Annotated in this window: 18 protein-coding genes; 8 read left to right on the plus strand and 10 right to left on the minus strand. The window is 74.2% G+C overall.

Features of this window, described 5'->3' with window-relative positions; genetic code table 11:
* Positions 1-21: 21 nt before the first annotated feature.
* Complete coding sequence (lysA, locus tag ACIGXM_RS11595) at positions 22-1,383, minus strand: diaminopimelate decarboxylase (protein ID WP_396559470.1); 1,362 nt, start codon at positions 1,381-1,383, stop codon at positions 22-24.
* A gap of 58 nt (positions 1,384-1,441) precedes the next feature.
* Complete coding sequence (locus ACIGXM_RS11600; protein WP_396559472.1) at positions 1,442-1,651, minus strand: hypothetical protein; 210 nt, start codon at positions 1,649-1,651, stop codon at positions 1,442-1,444.
* Positions 1,652-2,031: 380 nt separating this feature from the next.
* Here ACIGXM_RS11600 and ACIGXM_RS11605 point away from each other — a divergent pair, with 380 nt between their 5' ends.
* On the plus strand, positions 2,032-2,406 hold the full coding sequence (locus ACIGXM_RS11605) for an SAV_915 family protein (protein ID WP_396559474.1): 375 nt from the start codon (positions 2,032-2,034) through the stop codon (positions 2,404-2,406).
* Between the two features lie 180 nt (positions 2,407-2,586).
* Here ACIGXM_RS11605 and ACIGXM_RS11610 read toward each other — a convergent pair whose 3' ends face one another.
* The 5 genes from ACIGXM_RS11610 to ACIGXM_RS11630 all read right to left on the minus strand — a co-directional run bounded on the left by ACIGXM_RS11610 (position 2,587) and on the right by ACIGXM_RS11630 (position 9,920).
* Positions 2,587-7,179, minus strand: coding sequence for an HAD-IC family P-type ATPase (locus ACIGXM_RS11610; protein WP_396559476.1), 4,593 nt, complete (start codon positions 7,177-7,179; stop codon positions 2,587-2,589).
* Between the two features lie 125 nt (positions 7,180-7,304).
* Positions 7,305-7,823 (minus strand): hypothetical protein, encoded by a 519-nt coding sequence (locus ACIGXM_RS11615; protein WP_396559478.1) that lies wholly within the window; start codon positions 7,821-7,823, stop codon positions 7,305-7,307.
* Between the two features lie 580 nt (positions 7,824-8,403).
* Positions 8,404-8,796, minus strand: coding sequence for a transglycosylase SLT domain-containing protein (locus ACIGXM_RS11620; protein WP_396559480.1), 393 nt, complete (start codon positions 8,794-8,796; stop codon positions 8,404-8,406).
* 633 nt (positions 8,797-9,429) lie between these two features.
* Complete coding sequence (locus ACIGXM_RS11625; RefSeq protein WP_396559482.1) at positions 9,430-9,693, minus strand: hypothetical protein; 264 nt, start codon at positions 9,691-9,693, stop codon at positions 9,430-9,432.
* On the minus strand, positions 9,693-9,920 hold the full coding sequence (locus ACIGXM_RS11630) for a hypothetical protein (protein ID WP_396559484.1): 228 nt from the start codon (positions 9,918-9,920) through the stop codon (positions 9,693-9,695). The genes ACIGXM_RS11625 and ACIGXM_RS11630 overlap by 1 nt, the downstream gene beginning before the upstream one ends.
* A gap of 559 nt (positions 9,921-10,479) precedes the next feature.
* Between ACIGXM_RS11630 and ACIGXM_RS11635 the strand changes: the two genes are divergently transcribed.
* Positions 10,480-10,674: an antitoxin gene (locus tag ACIGXM_RS11635; RefSeq protein WP_396559486.1), complete on the plus strand. Its 195-nt coding sequence runs from the start codon at positions 10,480-10,482 to the stop codon at positions 10,672-10,674.
* Positions 10,675-10,782: 108 nt separating this feature from the next.
* On the opposite strand, the gene ACIGXM_RS11640 is transcribed toward ACIGXM_RS11635, so the two are convergent.
* Positions 10,783-11,244 carry a cupin domain-containing protein gene (locus tag ACIGXM_RS11640; RefSeq protein ID WP_396559488.1) on the minus strand — a complete coding sequence of 154 codons (462 nt, stop codon included), beginning with the start codon at positions 11,242-11,244 and terminating at the stop codon, positions 10,783-10,785.
* A gap of 118 nt (positions 11,245-11,362) precedes the next feature.
* Here ACIGXM_RS11640 and ACIGXM_RS11645 point away from each other — a divergent pair, with 118 nt between their 5' ends.
* Positions 11,363-11,989, plus strand: a complete 627-nt coding sequence (locus ACIGXM_RS11645) for a TetR/AcrR family transcriptional regulator (protein ID WP_396559490.1) — start codon at positions 11,363-11,365, stop codon at positions 11,987-11,989.
* 296 nt (positions 11,990-12,285) lie between these two features.
* On the opposite strand, the gene ACIGXM_RS11650 is transcribed toward ACIGXM_RS11645, so the two are convergent.
* Both ACIGXM_RS11650 and ACIGXM_RS11655 read right to left on the minus strand, forming a co-directional pair.
* A complete protein-coding gene (locus tag ACIGXM_RS11650) occupies positions 12,286-13,611 on the minus strand; it encodes a peptidase S8 (RefSeq protein ID WP_396559492.1) in 1,326 nt (441 codons plus the stop codon).
* Positions 13,612-13,885: 274 nt separating this feature from the next.
* Entirely contained in the window at positions 13,886-14,755 is an 870-nt protein-coding gene (locus ACIGXM_RS11655; protein ID WP_396559494.1) for a class II glutamine amidotransferase, read from the minus strand.
* A gap of 205 nt (positions 14,756-14,960) precedes the next feature.
* On the opposite strand from ACIGXM_RS11655, the gene ACIGXM_RS11660 reads away from it, so the two are divergent.
* From ACIGXM_RS11660 to pcp, 5 genes are all read left to right on the plus strand, one after another.
* A complete protein-coding gene (locus ACIGXM_RS11660; RefSeq protein WP_396559496.1) occupies positions 14,961-15,887 on the plus strand; it encodes an NAD(P)H-binding protein in 927 nt (308 codons plus the stop codon).
* A 102-nt stretch (positions 15,888-15,989) separates the two neighbouring features.
* Entirely contained in the window at positions 15,990-16,919 is a 930-nt protein-coding gene (locus ACIGXM_RS11665; protein WP_396559498.1) for a hypothetical protein, read from the plus strand.
* Between the two features lie 123 nt (positions 16,920-17,042).
* Entirely contained in the window at positions 17,043-17,753 is a 711-nt protein-coding gene (locus tag ACIGXM_RS11670) for a DUF969 domain-containing protein (RefSeq protein ID WP_396559500.1), read from the plus strand.
* On the plus strand, positions 17,750-18,718 hold the full coding sequence (locus tag ACIGXM_RS11675) for a DUF979 domain-containing protein (RefSeq protein ID WP_396559502.1): 969 nt from the start codon (positions 17,750-17,752) through the stop codon (positions 18,716-18,718). Before ACIGXM_RS11670 ends, ACIGXM_RS11675 begins: the two co-directional genes overlap by 4 nt.
* A gap of 60 nt (positions 18,719-18,778) precedes the next feature.
* Positions 18,779-19,423 (plus strand): pyroglutamyl-peptidase I, encoded by a 645-nt coding sequence (gene pcp / locus ACIGXM_RS11680; RefSeq protein ID WP_396559504.1) that lies wholly within the window; start codon positions 18,779-18,781, stop codon positions 19,421-19,423.
* Positions 19,424-19,540: the final 117 nt, after the last annotated feature.

Consider the following 19,540-nt stretch of genomic DNA (forward strand, 5'->3'; position numbering starts at 1 on the left):
GCGGGCCGGACCGACGGCCCCTCAGCGGCCGACCTCACGGGCCCGGAAGTCCTCGACCGTCTCCCGGCGGATCAGCAACCGGGCCCGGTCGTCGCGGACGGCGACCACGGCGGGGCGGCCCACGACGTTGTACCCGGAGGCCATCGAGAGCTGGTACGCGCCCGCGGCCGGGACCGCCAGCAGATCGCCCGGCCGCAGGTCGCCCGGCAGCCGCGCGTCGCGCACCAGTACGTCACCGGCCTCGCAGTGCCGGCCGACCACGTCGATGGCGGTGGGCGGCACGTCGGAGCTCCGGCCGACCAGCCGGATGTCGTACCGGGAGCCGTACAGGGCCGGGCGCGGATTGTCGCTCATGCCGCCGTCCACGGCGGCGAAGACCCGGCCGTCGGCGGAGTGCTTCACCGACAGCACCCGGTAGACCACCACCGCGGCCGGCGCGGCGATCGCCCGGCCCGGCTCGACCAGCAGCCGTGGGACGGCGAGACCGTGCTCGGCGCAGCGCGCGGCGAGGCGGTCGGTGACCTGGAGGCCGAACTCGGCCGGGGTCAGCTCCGTGTCCCCGGGGAGGTAGCGCACAGCGTGCCCGCCGCCGAGGTCCAGCTCGGGCAGCTGCACGCCGTGCCGGTCACGGATCTCGGCCAGCAGCTCGACCAGCCGGTCGACGGCGGCCTGGTAGGGCTCGACCGAGTCGATCTGCGAGCCCAGGTGGCAGTGCAGGCCGACCAGGACCAGGCCGGGCTGGGCGAGGACGCGGCCGATCGCCTCGGCGGCCTCCCCGCCGGCGATCCGGAAGCCGAACTTCTGCCCGTCGACACCGGTACGGACCGCCGCGTGGTGACCGGCCTCGACGCCCGGCACGACCCGGATCAGCACCCGCTGCGGGGCGTCCACGACGGACAGCGCGGCCAGCCGGGGGATCTCGCCGAGTCCGTCGACGACGATCCGGCCGACCCGCAGCCGCCGGGCCAGCCGCAGCTCCTCCGGGCTCTTGGCGTTGCCGTGCAGCAGGATCCGCTCGGCCGGGAAGCCGGCCCCGGCTGCCAGCCGCAGCTCGCCGACCGAGCAGACGTCCAGGCCGAGACCCTCCTCGGCGACCCAGTCGGCCATCGCGCTGCACAGGAAGGCCTTCGCGGCGTAGAGCACCTCGGCCTGCGGCAGGGCCCGGCGGTAGGCCCGGGCGCGGGCCCGTACCTCGGCCTCGTCCAGCACGTACAGCGGGGTGCCGAAGCGGTCGGCGGCCTCGGCCAGACCGACGCCGCTGATCAGCACGTCCCCGCCGGGCCCCGGGCGGGCCGAGGCGGGCCACGGGCTGCCGAGCGGGTGGCCGGTGGGGGCCGGGTGTTCGAGGGGACGGCCGGCGGGAACGGCGGACAGCGTGGTCATGACGGGGCACTCCTGTTCGGTGCGGACGTGCGGGGGCGCGGCGGGGGCGGGGGCCGGGTCAGTCCAGGTACTGCATGGCGATCCGGCAGTGCACCGGCGCCGTGCGCCGCTCCGCCACCGAGGCGGCGCCCGACTGGTCGCCCTCCTCCTCGGGCCGGTCCGTCCGGGTGGTGAGCACGACCCGCTGCGACGGCCGGCGCACCGGCGCGTCGTCCAGCTGACGGCGGAACGCCGGCTCGACGGGGGCGGTGAGCTGGGTTATGGCCATGGTGGATCGCTTCCTTCCAGATCACGGGGCGGGCCTCCGGAACTTTGCCGCCCGCTGCTCCAGTGGAGACCCGGCGTGGATCGATCGCACCCGTCCTTGACGCGTGACCTACGCGCACCCCGCCGTCCTTGACGGCACCTTGACGCGCACTGGGCCGAATCGGGGACGGCGCCCGGCGTACGCCGGCGGCAGGTGGATCCGGGCGGCCGTCAACGCCATGTCAGGACATCGGACTTCGGGATCAAGGAGTTGTCAGGACCAGCAGGCGCCGCCGGGCCAGCGGGGATAGCGTCACTGCTGCGCCCCGGCGACCCGGGACCTCTCCCCGGCCCTCCGGACCACGGCGCGGACCCGACCCGCACCCGCGTGGAGGCAACACCATGAACCGACGTCAGACCTGCGAAGACCCCGAGCCGTCCGAACGCGTCCCGGCCGGACACCTGCTGGTGCCCGTCCGGTCGGGTCCACTGGGCCACGCCGTCCGCGTCTTCCGCACACCGCTCGGCGAACGCACCGCCGTCGCCTTCACCACCGAGCAGCGGCTCGCCGCCGTGCTCAGCCCCGCCCAGCCCTGGATCGCGCTCGCCGAACCCGCCCTGCGCGCCCTCACCGAACCCCTGGGCATCACCGCGCTCACCGTCGACCCCCAGCTGGCCGCCCCCGCGCCGACGCCGCTGCCGGACGACCGGGCCGAGCACACCTCCCCCTCCTGGTGCGGCGCCCCACTGCGCCCCAGCCCGGCCCGCGCCGCCTGACCGCGCACCCCACGGACCCCTCCGGGCCGCCGCGTGCCCTTCCCCGCGCGGCTGCCCGGAGGCAATCCTCCGTGTCCGGACGTCCTTGTGACCCCAGGCCTGCCCGCACCACTGCGGAACGCACCACGAACGCTCGCGGTCCCGTCTCCCCTGGCGCCGGCCGCGGACCCGGCCGGGGTGTCAGCGCACGACCCGTGCCTCCGGGCGCAGACGTGACCCGAGGTCGGACAGCAGCTGTTCGACCGCGGGCACGAACCGCGGGCCCAGCGCCGCGACGCCGATGGCGGCGGCGACGCCCGCCCAGGCCACCGGGCCCAGCGGGGTGCAGCCGAAGAAGTGGCTGACCACCGGTGTCTGGACGAGGCTGACCAGGGCGGCGGCGGAACCGAGCACGGTGACCAGTACCAGCGGGCTGCGGTGCCGTCCGACGGCGGTCTGGGTGAGCTGGGCGCCGACCACACCGCACAGCGCCATCGTGCTGGTGCGCCGCGCGGAGCCCGGTGTGACGGTGCCGATCAGCCAGGCGGTGGTCGCGCCGAGCCCGGTGACCACGCCGCGTTGGCGGATCCGGCGGGTCAACGGCTCGCCGAGCACCGCGGTGCCGACGGGCGCGGTACCCACCGGCTCGGGGGCTTCCCCGGTCGGTTCCTCGTCCCGGGGAGTGACCGCCACCGCCATCGCCGGAAACATGTCGGTGAGGAGGTTGACCAGCAGCAGCTGACGGGTGGAGAGCGGTGAGGTCCCGGACAGCAGCGCACCGAGCACGGAGAACCCGATCTCCCCGGCGTTGCCGCCGATCAGCACGCTGATCGCGTCCGCCACGCTGTGCCACAGCGCCCGGCCCTCGGCGACGGCGTCGATCAACACGGTCAGGTCGTCGGTGGTGAGCACCAGGTCCGCGGCGTTGCGGGCCGCGGCCGACCCCCGGGCGGCGATGCCGATCCCGACGGCGGCGGCGCGGATGGCGGCGGCGTCGTTCGAGCCGTCCCCGACCATGGCCACGACCTGTCCGGCCTCCTGGAGCGTCTCGACGACCAGCAGCTTCTGCTCCGGCGCGACCCGGGCCACGACCCCGCAGTCGCGCAGCAGGCGGGTTCGGTCGGCCCGGTCCGCGGCGGCGAGTTCGTCGCCGGTGACCACGGTGACGTCCTCGGGCCAGCCCAGGGCGACCGCCACCGCGTGGGCCGTGTGCGGGTGGTCGCCGGTGAGCATGACGGGCCGGACGCCGGACCGGCGCAGGCCGGCCACCAGTGGGGCGGAGCTGGGGCGCGGGGTGTCGGCCAGCCCGACGAATCCGAGGAGTTCCAGTGCCTCCAGCGGTTTGCCCAGCACCTCGTCCCCGTGCTCGCCCACCAGCCGGCGCACCGCGACGGCCAGCACCCGCAGTCCCTGCCCGGCCAGTGACTCCGCCGTGGCGGCGGCGTCCACCCCGGCGTCCGGACAGCCGAGCAGCACGACTTCCGGCGCACCCTTCACGAACAGCAGCTGGGCGCCTTCGGCGTCGGTTCCCACCGCGGACGCGTATCCCCGGCTGGCCGCGAAGGGCAGCGCGCCGACCGGTGTCCACTCCGGGTCGTCCGGCGCCGCCGCCAGGACGGCCTCGTCGGTGGCGTGGGCGTGGACCCCCGTGTCGTCCGCGATGTGCGGGCAGGCGCGGGCGGCGGCCCGCAGAACCGGTGCCGCCTCGGGAGCGTCGGTCGGGTGGGTGGCCCCCATCGAGGTGGCGACCCGGACCACCCGCAGGTGGTTCTCGGTGAGGGTGCCGGTCTTGTCGAAGCAGATGGTGTTCATCCGGCCCAGTGCCTCCAGGGTGCGCGGGGTGCGCACCAGGACGCCGCGCCGGCCGAGCCGACGGGCCGCCGCCAGCTGCGCGACCGTCGCCACCAGGGGGAGCCCTTCGGGCACGGCGGCGACCGCTACCGCCAGTCCGCCCCGGACGGCCTCGCGCACCGGTCGGCCGCGGAGCAGCGACAGGCCGGTCACGGCGGCGCCTCCGGCGAGGGTGCACGGCAGCACCCGGTTCGTCAGTTCGCGCAGCCGCGCCTGGACCCCGGGCGCCGTCGGGAGGTGCGCGGCGAGGTGGGCCGCCCGGCCGGCTTCGGTCTCCTCCCCGGTGCCCACGACGACGGCCCGGCCACGGCCGGCGACCACCGTCGTGCCCTCGAACACCATGCAGTGGCGGTCGGCCACGGCCGCCCGTGGTGTCGCGTCCAGTTGTTTGCCGGCCGGCAGCGACTCGCCGGTCAGCGAGGACTCGTCCACCTCCAGGCCGTCGACCTCCAGCAGCCGGGCGTCCGCCGGTACGACGTCGCCGGTGTGGAGCTCGATGACCTCGCCGGGTGTCAGCCGCGAGGCCTCGACGGTGGTCGCCCTTCCGCGACCGGCACCGCCGACCCGCCGGGCGGTCTGGCGCTGCCCCACCACCAGTGCGGACAGGGCCCGTTCGGCGCGCAGCCGCTGCACCCCGCCCACCGTCGCGTTCACGCCCATCGCACCGGCGACCAACAGGGCGTCCACGGTGGACCCGAGCAGGGCGGAGGCGATGGCACCGACCATCAGCACCGGTGTGAGCGGATCGTCGAGTTCGGCTCGGACGGCGGCGAGCAGGCGGACCGTCAGGCGGGCCGGTGTGAAGACCGGCAGCCGCGCCGCCCGGCCCGCGGTCCGGCCGACGGCCTTCCGTACGGCCTGCGAGGCGGCGGGTGCCGCGCACCTGGTGGCCCTCAGCCGCGACAGCGCCTCCCGGGGCTGTAGGGCGTGCCAGGGCACCCGAGGCCTCGGGCGGGGCACCTCGCGAGCGGTGACGAGCAGAGCGGCGCGCCACCCCGAGGCGAGGGAGACGGCGGCGGCGGCGTTCACCGGGCTGAGTCGGATCCCGGCCAAAGAGGCGGAACGTCGCCCCCGGGAGCCCCGGGTGACCACCAGCAGGCCGGACAGCGCGGCGCCGGCCTCGGCGAAGGTCTTCGCGTTCCGGCCGACCGTCCGCGCGGCAGGTACGGCGGCCAGCAGTCGCCACACTCCCCTTAACCCGTGCAGCAGCAGGACGTCCGCGCCCCACACCACCGCGCTGCGGTCGTCGGTGAGCGAGACGGCGATGTCGCTGCGCAGCAACCCCTCGAGGACCTCGCGGGCGTGCGCGCTCATCCGCCGTCCCGAACCCGCGCGGTCGTCCGGGACGCGCGCCACGGTGAGCACCACCCGGCGGCTGTCCCGCAGGCGGCGCACCACCTCGGCCAACGGCTGGTCCGCTCCGACGCGTTCGTCCGCCAACGCGCCGAAGTCACCGAGCGAGCCGTCGTCCACCACCACCACGTACAGACCGGCCCGGCGGGCCGCGTCCAGGGCGGCCTCGGCGAGCGGGTCGACCTCCCAGCCGACGAGTACGGTGCCGACGTCCTGGCCGCGCAGCGACGCGATCATCAGCCCGGTCTCCGACGACCCCTCATCAGGGACCGGGCGGAGTCGGACCGACGGTTCCCCGGACGGTTCCGTCGCCGGCCCGTCCGGCCACAGTGCCGCGGACGCGACGCGCCACAACCGGTCGCGCCCCCAGCCGGCCGCGCTGGGGTTCGCCTCCAGCACCGTTCGCCGGGTACTGCGCAGCGCTTCGGAGTGCAGCACCACGGTGTCGACGAGCTCCAGCTGCCGCAGCCGCTCGGTGTCGCGGACCAGCACCCCCTCGCGGGCCAGGGCGGTGCCCAGGGCCGCCGTGAAGGCCGCCGGACCGTAGCGGGCGGCCTTGGGGGAACCGGCCAGCACCGCCTCGGCCGCCTCGTGGACGTCGCGGGTGAACAGCAGCGTCGCGGCGGCGCTGACCAGGCTCGCGGCGACCGCCTGGTCCGCGTACTCCTCGCCCGGGTTCGGCCGGATCGGTGGGCGGGCGACCTGACCGTCGGCCAGGCTCAGCCGTCCCGGCGCGCAGACGGCGTCGTGAGCCGTGTCGAACGCGACGGCCCGGGCGAACGCCTCCGCCAGCTGGCCGGCTCGCAGCGCCGCGTCGAGCAGCAGGGTGGCGGGCGACTGCCCGACACCGTGGGCGGCCGCGTTGGCCGCGGCCAGCACCAGATCGGCGCCGGGGGTGCCGAGCCGGCGGCGCAGCACCGCCCGCACCCGCGAGTCCTCGCGCAACAGCGTGACCACGGCGGTGGCCAGCCGCGACGAGTTCTTCTGACGGACCGTCCGCGAGCCGACCGCGGCGGCGATACCCGCCGCGTCGCAGGCGAGCGCGATCATCGCGGAGCGCACGCCCCCGGGGTGCCCCGGGTGCACGCGCTCCAGTACCTGCTCGTCGGGGCGTTCCAGCCCCTGTCCGACGGCCAGCTCGGTCACCTCGGACACCACCTGGTCCGTGAGCGCGCCCTCGGTCAGCCGCACGACCAGCCGGGCCAGGCCGCCGTCCCAGTAGGCGACCACCACGTCGGGGTGGTCCGCCAGGGCCGCCGCCACCCGCTTCGCGGCGGTCTCCACCCGGCGCACGCCGCGCCCGGTGGCGGCCGGATCGGGTCGGAACGGCAGGTGCACACGGGTTCCGGCGTGCCAGTACCCCAGGCCGGGTGTCACGGCGTTCCGGGCGACCCTGCCCGTCAACACCGCCTTGGCCGAGAGCGCCGCGGCACCACGCGCCGTGGTGCTCGCGGTGTCGCTCGCGGCATCGGCCGCGATCCGGACGGCGGTGCCGGCCGCCGGGAGGGCCCGGCGCACCAACGCGGAGGGCGCGGTCAGTGCGAGGTCGAGCCCCGCCGCGGGCAGCCGGGTCAGCAATCCCAGAACCATGTCTCACCTTCACGGGTGGTGCCCCGCCGGGGCCGGGAACGCGGAGTCGGCGGTCGCACCCGCGGTCGGACGTGCCGTGCGGCCGGGTCAGGACTCCTGCCCGCCCGCGCGGCGGAAGAGCGCGCTCAGCTTTGGCGTGCACCCGTCGCGCGACGCCCGGTCGTGGAGGCCGTCGCACGGGTCCCGGTCGACCGTGCCGTCGACTTCGCCGCCGACGGCTTGGTGGTCCTGGGCTTGGTGGTCCTGGGCTTGGCGGCCTTGGCGGTGCCGGTCGCCGACTTCGTCCTCGGCCGGTCCGCGCGGGCCTTGGCCGCCGGCTTCCGGGCCGGCTGGGCCGCGGTGCTCTCACCGCTCCGGGCCCGCGGCTGGGTCAGCCACACGACTGCCGCGCCCGCCACCACCACCGGCCACTCGACCAGCCCCGCCGCGCCCAACAGGCCGGCACCCGCGTACGCCGCGACCCGCCTGGTGCGTGGTGACACGACACCGACCGTGTCCAGAACGCCGTCGAAGACCTCCTTGACGACGGAAGCGCCGGGCACCTGGCGCACCGCCGAGGTCACCGCCCCGACCGGGTGCAGCAGCACCTTCGAGAAGCCTCCCCGGGGTGCGGACGCGGGGGATGTGCCGGCACTGTCACTCATGACTACTCCGATCGCCACTCCGGGGCAGGGCGCGCCGCCTGTCGTGAGCCGGCCGCTTCCCGTTCATCTGGTGTTAGTCAGATCTCGTTGACAAGGTAACCCAATTCGGACAATTGGCGACAGAGCCGGCATCTCGATGGGTGAAGCACGTGCGCGGGCCCGCGCCGGTTCCGCCCCGCTGGCACCCGTTCGGCGTCCTGGCCGCGAGGGGGTGCGGGGGATGAGTCCCCGGCCGAGTCCAGCACCGGTTCCCGGGCCCGCCCACCCCCGCCCGATAGCGGCTCCCCCACCCACTGACCGACACCCCCCGCCCTGGCTCACCGTCGGGAGCGGACTCCGGGTATGAACGTCACCGCGGGTGACGGACCAGGACCCCGCAGGCGGGAGGGCGTTGCCCGCGGCAGGCCTTCGGACCACCCCGCGCAGCGCCGCCCCGCGGCATCCCAGTCCTGGTGCGCGGTGTTGGCCCGGGAGCGGCGAGGAAGGCGAACCGCCGCGCAGTGGAGCCGAGTTGCACCACGCGGGAAGGGCCCCGGTGCGATGCACCGGGGCCCTTCACCAGCCGCGTCCAGCTGTCGGCTTAGTACCAGTGGTGGGCGGCCCAGAACGCCCAGGCAGCGTTCGGACTGCCGTAACGGGAGTTCATGTAGTCGTAAGCCCACTTGATCTGGGTGGCGGGGTTGGTCTTCCAGTCCGCACCGGCAGAGGCCATCTTGTCGGCCGGCAGGGCCTGGCCGAGGCCGTAGGAACCGCTGCTGGGGTTGGTGGCGGTGACGTTCCAACCACTCTCGTGCGAAATGATGTTGCTGAAGGAGGCCAGCTGGTTGGCCGGGACGATGCTGGCGGCGATCTGCTGCGGGGTGGCGGCAGAGGCGGCAGTGGGGGCGATCGTGGCACCGATGGCGGCGATACCCGCGGCGGTGACGACGACGGCAGCAGACTTGCGCAGGCGAGTGGGGAACGAAATAGACAAGTGCGGTCCTAGGTCGGGGGACAGGAAGCCACGCCTGGAGTGGGATGCGCGGCCCTTGCGGGTCACTCTCCGAGCGCGGGTCGAGGTGCAGTGGATGTGCACCGTTTGCGACCCGGGTCGGGGGGACCAACGTGTCGCGACGACGAAGTCATTGTTAGCGGGCACCTGAGCCGGTTCCAAGAGACCCAGAACACACCGAATTACGACGCCCGGTCGTAGCCGAACCCCCGCGAGGCCCCCCGAGTGGCGCCGGAAGTACCCGCGACTCCCGAGCTGAAACCTCCCTCTTGGAAAATTTTTCCAACCCCCGAGATCAGGCCCCTGAGCTGCACGGATACCGTGAGCGGCGACAGCCTGCGCGACATCGGAAGGGAGGATCGCGGGCACTCGCGCCAGATGGCCGCCAAACCTCCCGAGCGGGACGACTATGCACCGTAGTGGACCCCGTCGGGGGTGTGTGCAGCGTCACTCGGCAACATGCGCCCTATGTCCCGTTTGGCAGCTCTTGCGCCCTTGCGCGGCCCTGGTTGTTTCACATATAGGGGCCGCGCGCTCACGGACTGGAACGAGCACGGCGCCGCGCGCCCGGTCTCGGCCCCGACAACGCGCGGAACACCCTCGGCGCGGCGCCCGTCAGCCCGTCTCGAGGTAGGCCACGACCACCACCGTGCGCAGCGCGGTGACGTAGTAGATCAGGCGGACGGCGTCGACGGCGTCCGCGTACTCGCGCAGTTCGGGCGTCGTGGCGGCGATCGGCGCGCCCATCGCGGGGTCGACGCTCAGCGCGGCCAGCGCACGGTCGAGGGCGTGGATCTCCCCCGGATCGGTGATCCGGTTGATCTGCTGCTCGGCGAGCTGGGTGAAGGCGATCTGCGCGCGCCGGTGCTGACCGGTCATCAGGCCGCGTGGCCCCGCCGGCCGGCGATCTCGGCCAGGCGGCGGTCCCGGATCGCCTCCCAGGGGGTGCAGTCCTCGGCCCGGGGCAGGCCGTTGGCCGCGATGTCCTCGAGGACCTCGGTGAAGCGCTCGGTCCGGGCCCGCTGTCCGGCCGCGTACTCGCGCAGCGCCGCGGCGGCCTCGACGGTCAGTGGCCGGCGCTCGGGGGCGGACGGCTGGTCGTTCATCTCGCGCTCCTGGGTGTGACGTTGGCGTCCACCGTAGCGTCCGACCGGGGTCCGCGTCCCAACTCGGCGGCGCGGCGCGGCCGTCGCGCTCCTCGGAGTGGCAGGCACCTCCCCTCCCCCGGCCCCCGGTGCCGCCCCGGTCGGGCGAGGCGATGCCCAGCACACGGACGCCCCGCGCGGCCGGCAGCCGCACGACGAACGTGCCGACCCCACCGGCGGCGGCCCGGTGTTGACGCCCACCGCGCGGACCTCGACGAGGACCTCGCCGGGACCGGGTACGGGCCGCGGCACGTCGGCGACATAGCGGACGTCGGTGCCGCCGTGGCGGTCGAAGCGGACCGCGCGGGATCGGAGTCCGTGCACGGGCCCCTCCTCACGGGGGTGGGGGTGCCGTCCTCAGCATCTCCCGCCCCGCGGCCGGGAGTTCGACACCGGAGGGGCGCCGCCCGACGGGGTGGCCGCCGGCACCGGACCGGCCGTGGCGCGCGCGGAGATGCGGGATGCGAAGTGGACGGGGAACCTGGGAAGGCGGGGGGCCAACCCGGTGAGGAGAACGCCCATGTCCATGCTGGACAAGCTCAAGCAGATGCTGAAGGGCCACGAGGACCAGGCCTCCAAGGGGATCGACAAGGCGGGCGACTTCGTCGACGAGAGGACCCAGGACAAGTACAGCAGCCAGGTCGACACCGCCCAGGAGAAGCTCAAGGGGCGGTTCGGCACGAATCCGGAACAGGACGGTCCGCCGCAGCCCTGACCCATCCGCCCCCGGCGCCCGCCGGGGGCCGCTGCCGCCCGTCGCCCCCGGCGTACGGCCGGGCTCCTCGGGCGGCGCACGCGTCGGGCGGCGGAGTGCCGGCGCCGGTCAGCCGGCGTAGTCGGTGGCCGGCTCGGTGGCGTACCCGCTCATGACCCGCACGGTCGCCTCGGGGGTCAGCGTCCCGCCCTGCTCGATCATCTCCCGCAGGTCGCGGAAGTACTGCACGTACAGGTCGGGCGTGAAGGTGTTCAGCAGCACCAGCGGCTCGTCCGCGGGGTTGGCGAAGGTGTGCGGGGCGCCCGGCGGGATCATCGCCAGGGTGCCGGCCGACGCGTCGTACGTGGTGTCGCCGACCGTGAACCTGGCCGTGCCGGAGACGACGTAGAAGCCCTCGTCGTGCCGGGCGTGCCGGTGTTGGGGCGGTCCTTCGGTGTGCGGGGCGACGGTGATCTCGCCGATTCCCAGGCGGTGGCCGGTGGTGCTGCCGTCCTCCAGGATCCGCATGGTCATGGGCCCCAAGCGGACGATCTCGCCACCACCGGGGGCGACGATCGAAACCTCGGCCATGGTGTCTCCGTTCCGGCCATCTCATGAGAGTGATCTGTCGTAAAGATAGCCAGCTTGTACGCTTGCTGCAAGAGTACTCTCATACAGAGATTCCACCGTCGCAAATGAGAGAGGTCGCATGCCGATGGCCGTTGAGGTCGCCACCGGGCGCACGAACCAGAAGGCCAGGACGCGCAAGGCGATCGTCGACGCCTGCCGGGAGCTCACCCGCTCCGGCGCCGAGATCACCATGCCGCAGGTCGCGCGGGCCGCCCTGGTCTCCGAGGCCACCGCGTACCGCTACTTCCCCGACCTGGTCTCGCTGCTGCAGGAGTCCCTGGTCGGCCTGTGGCCGGACACGGCGGAGGCCCTCGCGCCGGTCGCCGAGTCGGCCGATCCGGTCGAGCGCGTCGCCTTCGCCTGCGAGTTCCTGATGCGCGGCGTGCACGCCTACCAGGGCTCGGTGCGCGCGATGATCTCCCACACCATCACGACGCCCACCCGCTCGCAGGCCCGCCCCGGCCTCCGCTTCGACCTGATCGACCACGCGCTGGCGCCCTTCCAGGACGCCGGGGGACCGACCTCCCTCTCCCCGGCCGCGCTGACCCGGCTGAAGCAGCGACTCGCGGTCGTGATCAGCGCCGAGGCCCTGTTCGTGCTGACCGACCTCTGCGGCCTGGCGCTCGACGACGCGATCGCCAGCGCGGTGGGAGCGGCGACCACCCTCACCAGGGCCGCCTTCAGCGACGACGCGTCCGCCGCCTGACACCCGCGCGCGAAGCCGCTCCCGCACAGGCGCGGTCCGACCCCGGTGCCTCGGTCCCGGTACGTCGAAGCGGGAGGGGGGAAGCGGGGGGGGGGGGGGGGGGGGGGGGGGGGCGCCCCCCGCCCCCCCGCCCCCCCCCCCCCCCCCCCCGGGCGCGCCCCGCCCCCCCCCGCCGGGGCCACCCCCCCCCCCCCGGGGGGGGGGCCCCCGGGGGGGGGGGGGGGGGGTTTGGTGGGGGGGGGGGGGGGGCGGGGGGGGGGCGCCCCCCCGCGCGCTCCCCCCCTCCGGTACCTCGGTCAGAACCCCGACAGGCCGTTGGGCGTGCCGAGCCCGGTCGGGCCGTCCCAGCCGCGCCCGGAGACGCACAGCACCGTGCAACCGCTGTTCGCCGGCGCGTTCTGGCCGACCGTGACGTCGTTGAACGCCGAGGACGGCGCGGCGTAGAGGGTGTTGGGCCCCTCGACGTCGGCCAGGTGGCCGCCGCGTGCGTACAGGCCGGCGATGTACGGGCTGGACTGGCTGGTGCCACCCACCGCGAGCCAGCCCTGCTGCAGGCCGGAGAAGGGGGTGTAGTCGTCGTAGACGGCCGCACCGGTGGTCGGGTCGGCGTCGGCGGCGACGTCCGAACCGGCCCGGTGGCCACCGCAGTTGGCCGACACGCTGGTGGGCTGGCCGAGCGCGGGCGGCAGTTCGGCGGCGCAGCCGCTGCCGGAGCCGTCCCAGGCGACCTCGGTGTAGCCGCCCCGGCCGGCGCCGGGTGTGCGGTAGAGGGTGGTGCCGCCGACGGAGGTGACGGTGGGCAGGTTCTGCGGCCAGCCGGAGGGCGTTCCCTCGTATCCGCCGTCGCCCGAGGAGGCGGTTATCGCCATCCCCGGGTGGTAGAAGTCGCGGGCGGCCGCACCGAGGTCGAGGGTCGCGTCCGGGCTGAACTGGTAGCTGACGCTGGCCGCCGACGCGCCGAGCGCCGCCGCGGTGTTCATGGCGACGCCGAAGTCCTCGGCGGCCTGGTCCTCGCTGGTGGTCATGTCACGGTTGACCGTGATCTCCAGGATGTGGCAGGTCGGGCAGGCGGCGGAGGCCATGTCGACGTCCAGCGTGGTCTCGACGCCGACCTGCTCGTCGAAGTTCTTCTCGTCGGAGGTCGCGCCGGCGGCCAGCGGGGCGCCGCCGTGCTCGTCGACCTGCTTGAAGCAGCCGTTGGCCGTGGTGCACGCGGGCAGGCCGTACTGCGTGCGATAGGCGTTGAGGTCGGCCTCGAGGGTCGGGAACGCGCCCTCGTCGAGGATCGCGATGGTGTTGGCGGGGCCCGCGTTGGCGGCCGGCAGGTGGTACGCGGCGGCGAAGTCCGCCGGTCCGTACCCGGCCGGGGCGCTGGTCGCGAGCGCCTTGGTCGACCCGGGGGCCACCGTGACGAGTTGGGCCATGCAGCGGTTCCGTGCGATGCCGGCGCACACCTGGACGGTTCCCCGGCCGGCGAGTTGGGGACTGGGCAGACTTGCCGCCGAGCCGAGCCGCGGGCTCGCGGTGCTCTGCGCCTGGGCCACGGTGGCCGGCAGCACGACCGGGCCGACAGCTAACGCGCCGACCGACACCGCGGCCATGGCGACCTTGCGGAAGTTCATCAAAGGGTTCCTCTCCCCTGGCGCACGGCGTGCCGACACGGTGATGCGCGGCGGCGAGCGCGGCCGGAGATTGTCGCGAGCATGCCAATACTCGCGTCGCGACGGCCGATCGTCGCCGGTCATCAGCTGACCGAAGGTCAACATGGGCCCGCGCGCGGCCGCATGCGGTACGCGGACACTGCGTGACGTGTCCATGAGTAAAGTGCCGATGCCACAGTCACATCGCGGGACCGGCCACGTCAATAGGTGCCGCTGGTATCGCTCGGGCCGGCGCTCAGTGCACGCTCTGCGAGGCGGCCGCGCGGTCGGCGAGGTCGGCCAGGGCCAGCTGGTGGGCCGGCGGGTCGGGCAGCGCGATGTGCGAGCGGACCCGCAACTCCCGGCTGACGTGCAGCAGTTCACCCGGACGCAACAGCCGCCAGTGCGGGTTCTCGTCCATCCGCTCGCTCGCCACCACCACCGCGGGCACCTGTGCCAGCTCCCCCGACCGCACGTGCAGCCGCCCGCCCCGACCGCAGTGGTCGAGCCGGCTGGTGCCGTGCAGACCGCCGGCCGGGCGTTCCAGCACGTACAGCTCGTGCGTGTCGGGATAGCGCAGCGCCCACATCTCCTCGGGCGTGATCAGCACCAGGTTGAGCGCGTAGAGCGGCAGATGGGCGGCGATCCAGCGGGCGGCGGCGGCCAGCCCGGCGCCGACCTCCCCGCCGTGGTGCTCGATCGAACGGGTGATCAGCGCGAAGACCCGCTCGGAGTCGGTGTCCCCCTGCACCAGCGCGCGCGACTCGCCCAGCTGGGCCTCCAACTCGGGCAGGCCCGCGACCACGCCGTTGTGCGCGAACAGCCGGCCGTGCTGGAGGAACGGGTGGGTGTTGCGCTCCGCCAGGCCGCCGGTCGAGGCGTAGCGGACGTGGGCCACGAAGGTGACCGACTCGACCTCGCGGCCCTCCTCGGCGAACGCGCGGTCCTCCCAGGCCGCGATCGGGGCCTTGTGCACGTGCGGCGTGCCGTCGGCGTCGAAGTAGCCCAGCCCGGTTCCGTCGGGGTCGCGACGGCTCTGGGCGGCCAGGCTGTCCGGGGCGTCGAGCAGCCAGAAGGTGGCGCGCGTCCGCTGCGGAGCGCTGCTCATGCCGAACAGACGGCACATCCGTCATCACCTCGGGTCCGGGAAAGGTACGCGGTCTCCCATCATCACCGGGCCGGGCGCCCGGAACCCGGGACGGCGCGCCCGGGATCGCCCCGGTTGACCGGCAGGCCGCTCCCCACCACGGTGCCGACCGGGCGCGGCGAACGTACCCTCGTGGCGAGGGTCCGGCCGCCGAGGACCGGTACGTGACTACAGGAGCGACCTCATGACGGATGACCAGCCGATTCTGGTGACCGGCGCCACCGGCAGCGTGGGCGGCGTGGGCAGGCGGGTGGCCGACGCACTGCGACGGCGGGGCCTGCCGGTCCGCGCCCTCGTCCGGGTGGACGACGAGCGGGCCGAGGGGCTGCGCGCGCTGGGTGCCGAGGTCGTGGTGGGCGACCTGACCCGAGGTGCGGACGTGGCCCGCGCTCTGGCCGGCTGCGGACGGATGTACTTCGGGATGGGCGTGTCGGCGCGGTACCTGGAGGCGACGGTGATCGTGGCCGCCGCGGCCCGCCAGTACGGCGGCCTGGAGGTGCTGGTCAACATGTCCCAGCTGACCGTCTCGCAGATGGATCTCACCAGTACGGCCGAGTCGGCGCAGCAGCACGAGCACTGGCTGGCGGAACAGGTCCTGAACTGGTCGGGGCTGCCCGTGACGCACGTCCGGCCCACGGTGTTCATGGAGAATCCGCTCTTCCGGGTCTTCGCGTACGAGTCGATGGCGAAGGACGGGACGATCCGGCTGCCGTTCGGGGCCGGTCGTACCTCCCCGATCGCGGCCGCGGACGTCGCGGAGGTCATCACGACGGTCCTGGCGGACCCGGCCCCGCACACCGGGCACACCTACGAACTGACCGGACCCGCCTCGCGGGACCTGACCGAGCTGGCGGCGGAGTTCTCCGCGGTGCTGGGCCGACCCATCAGCTACCTCGATCCGCCGTACGACGAGTGGGTCGAGCAGGAGTTGCGCCCGCTCGGGCTTCCCGAACACGTCTTCGAGCACCTGGCGACCATGGCCCGCCTGCACGCGCAGAACCGCTACGACCGCTCCACCGACGACGTCGAGCGGGTCACCGGCCGGCCGGCCACCGGAGTGCGGCAGTACGTCCTGGACAACCCCGACCTGTTTCCGCGCGGCGCGCACTGACGCTGGAAAAGAGCCGGGCGAGCCGGCTGGGCGATCGGCTAGAGTCCGCGGGTTGCTCCATCAGTGAAGCGGCCGACCGGCCGCTCGGGAGGGGATCCGAGCATGAGCACCGCACGCACCCGCACACTCGCCACCGCGACCCTCGTCCTGACCCTGGCCGGGACGGCGGCCTGCGGCGCGGACGCCAAGCCGGGCGCCGCACACCCGAACCCCGGGTCGCCGACCGCGGCGGCCCCGGCCGGCGGCGCGTCGCCGATCGAGGTGACCCCGGCCGCGCTGCTGCGGAAGGTCAGCGACCGGACCGGCGCGGCCGAGTCGGCCGTGGTCAGCGAGACCGTCCAGACCCCCAGCGGGACGATCACCAGCAAGGGCTCGCTCTCCTGGGCGAACGGCGTGCAGGGCACGATGCAGACGCGACTGCCGGCGGCCCTCACGTCGAAGCTGGGGTCGAGCGGCCCGGCGGACATGGTCTACCTGCCCGACGCGATGTACGTGAACATGCACCTGTCCCCGGCCATGACCGCGCAGCTCGGCGGCAAGCACTGGTTGAAGTACGGCTACGCGGACCTGGCGACCTACCTGGGCACGGCGGGTGACTCGCTGCAGAACGGCTTCCGCAACGCCGACCCGGTCGCCGCGGTCCGCGCCCTGATCGCCTCCGGCAGGGTCACCGCTGACGGCACGGAGACCGTCGACTCCACGCCCACCACGCACTACAGCGGCGACCTGTCGCTCGACGACCTGTCCGACGGCGCCGGCGCCGCCGACGGGCTGACCTCCGACCAGCTCGACGCGCTGCGCCAGCAGGTGCGGTCGCAGGGGATCACCAGCGAGCACATCGACGTCTGGGTCGACAGCGACGACCTGCTGGTCAGGCACTCCACCCGGACGCGGACCAAGAACGGCGAACTCGACCTCACCGCCGACTACTCCGACTACGGCACCCCGGTGCGGCCCAGCGCGCCGCCCGCGGACGACACGGTGGACTTCGCGGCGTTGATGGAGCAGGCGCAGCAGTCCGGCGACAACTGACCGGCCACGCACCAGGGTGAGCCGATCATGCCAACACCCTTGTGGAGCCGTCCGGTGATCCTCTAGCGTCCCCCGCAGTCCCCCATCGCACTCCGTGGTGGCTGCTCTCCGGAAGGCGGACGGATGATCGTTCTCCTGGGCGTCCTCGTGGTGGTCGTCGGCTTCGCCACCAGGCGCAACCCCCTGCTGGTCGTCGGCGTCGCCGGGGTGGTCACCGGGGCGCTGGGCAGACTCTCGCCGGTCGGGATCCTGGACGCCTTCGGCACCGGCTTCGCCGGCAGCCGGTCGGTGACGGTCTTCGTCATCACGCTCCCCGTGATCGGCCTGCTGGAGCGCCACGGGCTGCAGGACCAGGCCCGGACCCTGATCGCCCGGCTCGGGGGGCTCACCACCGGCCGCTTCCTCGCCCTCTACCTGGGCATCCGTCAGCTCACCGCGGCGTTCGGGATCACCAGCGTCGGCGGCCCCGCGCAGAGCGTGCGGCCGATGGTGGTCCCGATCGCGGAGCGGGCCGCCGAACGCCGGCACGGCCCGCTGACCGACCGGGCACGCGAGCGCATCCGTTCCTTCGCGGCCAGTGCCGACACGGTGGGCCTCTTCTTCGGCGAGGACTGCTTCCTGGCGGTCGGCTCGGTCCTGCTGATCACCGGACTGGTCAACACCACCTACCACGTCCATCTCGAACCGGCGGCGGTGGCGCTCTGGGCGGTCCCCACCGCCGCCTGCGCCTTCCTCGTCCACGGCTTCCGACTGCTACGCCTGGACCGTGCACTGGAACGGGAATTGACACTCAATCAGCTGGCAACGGCCCGCACCCGCGAGGACGTTCGGTGATCAGGGTCGAGTGGTTCTACTGGCTGGTCGGCGCGCTCTTCCTCGCGATGGCCGCCCAGATGGCTCGGGACCGCAGCAATCCCCGGCGGTTCGGCTCCGCCGCCTTCTGGGGCCTGCTCGGCGTCTCCTTCGGTTACAGCTCCTGGGTGGCGGACCGGACCGCGCCCGCGGCGCCGCTGGGCGCCGCGGTACTGGCCATGGTGCTGCTGGCCGGCCTCGGCCGGGTCGGCCGCGGCGAGCCACGGACCACCCCTCCGGCCGAACGGGCCGCCTCGGCCGCCCGGGTCGGCAGCCGGCTCTTCCTGCCCGCGCTCACCGTTCCGCTGGTCGCGGTGGTGTGCGCGTCGGTCGTCAAGAACTGGCACCCGGGCGGCACCGCCCTGCTGCAGCCCGGCAGCGAGACCATCCTCGGTCTGGGCTTCGGCGCGATCACCGCGCTGGCGGTGGCGATGGCGGTGGTCCGCGAGCGCCGCATCGCCACCCCGCTGCACGCCGGCCGCGGCCTGCTGGAGTCGATGGGCCCGATCATGCTCCTGCCGCAGCTCCTCACCGTGCTGGGCGGCGTCTTCCAGGTCGCGGGGGTCGGCACCCAGGTCGGCCGGATCACCACCTCCGTTCTCCCCGCGGACCAGAAGTACCTCGCGGTGGTCGTCTACTGCGTCGGCATGGCGGTGTTCTCGGCGGTCATGGGCAACGCCTTCGCCGCCTTCCCGGTGCTGACGGCCGCGGTCGGCTGGCCCGTCCTCGTCCAGCACCTGCACGGCCGGCCACCGGTCGTGCTGGCGGCCGGCATGCTCGCGGGATTCTGCGGCACGCTGGTCACCCCGATGGCCGCCAACTTCAACCTCGTCCCCGCCGCGCTGCTGGAACTCAAGGACCAGTACGGTCCGATCAAGGCCCAACTCCCGACCGCCGGCGTGCTGTTGCTCTGCAACATCGCCGTCGTCGCGCTCTTCGCGTTCTGACCCGTCGGCACCTACCCGCCCGCCCGGGCCCTCGCCCACCCCGTCTTGGAGGTCCGCCGTATGACCAGGGTCCTCATCACCGGCTTCGAACCCTTCGACGGCGCCGAGGTCAACCCGTCCTGGGAGGCGGTGTCGCTGGTGGCGGCCGACCGCCCGGCCGGTCTGGAGATCACCGCCGTCCGGCTGAGCTGCGTGTTCGGCACCGCTCGCGAGGAGTTGCGGGCGGCGATCGAGGCCGTCGGGCCGGACCTGGCGCTCGGCGTCGGGCAGGCCGGCGGCCGCCCGGACATCACCCTGGAGCGCGTGGCGATCAACGTCGACGACGCGCGCGTCCCCGACAACGCGGGCCACCGTCCGGTCGACCAACCGATCGTCGTGGGCGGTCCGGCGGCCTACTTCAGCACTCTGCCGATCAAGGCGTGCGTCGCCGCGCTGCGGACGGCCGGGGTGCCCGCCTCGGTCTCCCAGACCGCCGGCACCTACGTGTGCAACCACGTCTTCTACGGGCTCATGCACCACATCGCCACCGAACTCCCCACCCTGCGCGGTGGGTTCGTCCATGTCCCGTTCGCCCCCGAACAGGTGGTGGACCGCGCGGCCCCCTCGCTCCCGGTGGCACTGACCGCGGCGGCGATCCGGACCATCCTGCTGACCGCCACGGCGACCCGGACCGACCTGCCGCTCGCGGCCGGAGCCACGCACTGAACGGAAGGCGCCGGAAAGGGACGTGGGAGATCAGCTGCCGGGCGTCCGGCTTCCCGGGCCGCCCGGCAGCTGGTCTCCCGCAACGGTCGTCCGAGGGCTACGACCGGGGGACGGCTC

Source organism: Kitasatospora sp. NPDC052896 (assembly GCF_044547075.1).
Classification (GTDB): Bacteria; Actinomycetota; Actinomycetes; order Streptomycetales; family Streptomycetaceae; genus Kitasatospora.

What these genes read in the sequence shown, in the direction of transcription:
- lysA (WP_396559470.1), bottom strand. Translation starts at nt 1,383, where the DNA reads ATGACCACGCTGTCCGCCGTTCCCGCCGGCCGTCCCCTCGAACACCCG.
- ACIGXM_RS11600 (WP_396559472.1), bottom strand. Translation starts at nt 1,651, where the DNA reads ATGGCCATAACCCAGCTCACCGCCCCCGTCGAGCCGGCGTTCCGCCGT.
- ACIGXM_RS11605 (WP_396559474.1), top strand. Translation starts at nt 2,032, where the DNA reads ATGAACCGACGTCAGACCTGCGAAGACCCCGAGCCGTCCGAACGCGTC.
- ACIGXM_RS11610 (WP_396559476.1), bottom strand. Translation starts at nt 7,179, where the DNA reads ATGGTTCTGGGATTGCTGACCCGGCTGCCCGCGGCGGGGCTCGACCTC.
- ACIGXM_RS11615 (WP_396559478.1), bottom strand. Translation starts at nt 7,823, where the DNA reads ATGAGTGACAGTGCCGGCACATCCCCCGCGTCCGCACCCCGGGGAGGC.
- ACIGXM_RS11625 (WP_396559482.1), bottom strand. Translation starts at nt 9,693, where the DNA reads ATGACCGGTCAGCACCGGCGCGCGCAGATCGCCTTCACCCAGCTCGCC.
- ACIGXM_RS11630 (WP_396559484.1), bottom strand. Translation starts at nt 9,920, where the DNA reads ATGAACGACCAGCCGTCCGCCCCCGAGCGCCGGCCACTGACCGTCGAG.
- ACIGXM_RS11635 (WP_396559486.1), top strand. Translation starts at nt 10,480, where the DNA reads ATGTCCATGCTGGACAAGCTCAAGCAGATGCTGAAGGGCCACGAGGAC.
- ACIGXM_RS11640 (WP_396559488.1), bottom strand. Translation starts at nt 11,244, where the DNA reads ATGGCCGAGGTTTCGATCGTCGCCCCCGGTGGTGGCGAGATCGTCCGC.
- ACIGXM_RS11645 (WP_396559490.1), top strand. Translation starts at nt 11,363, where the DNA reads ATGCCGATGGCCGTTGAGGTCGCCACCGGGCGCACGAACCAGAAGGCC.
- ACIGXM_RS11650 (WP_396559492.1), bottom strand. Translation starts at nt 13,611, where the DNA reads ATGAACTTCCGCAAGGTCGCCATGGCCGCGGTGTCGGTCGGCGCGTTA.
- ACIGXM_RS11655 (WP_396559494.1), bottom strand. Translation starts at nt 14,755, where the DNA reads ATGTGCCGTCTGTTCGGCATGAGCAGCGCTCCGCAGCGGACGCGCGCC.
- ACIGXM_RS11660 (WP_396559496.1), top strand. Translation starts at nt 14,961, where the DNA reads ATGACGGATGACCAGCCGATTCTGGTGACCGGCGCCACCGGCAGCGTG.
- ACIGXM_RS11665 (WP_396559498.1), top strand. Translation starts at nt 15,990, where the DNA reads ATGAGCACCGCACGCACCCGCACACTCGCCACCGCGACCCTCGTCCTG.
- ACIGXM_RS11670 (WP_396559500.1), top strand. Translation starts at nt 17,043, where the DNA reads ATGATCGTTCTCCTGGGCGTCCTCGTGGTGGTCGTCGGCTTCGCCACC.
- pcp (WP_396559504.1), top strand. Translation starts at nt 18,779, where the DNA reads ATGACCAGGGTCCTCATCACCGGCTTCGAACCCTTCGACGGCGCCGAG.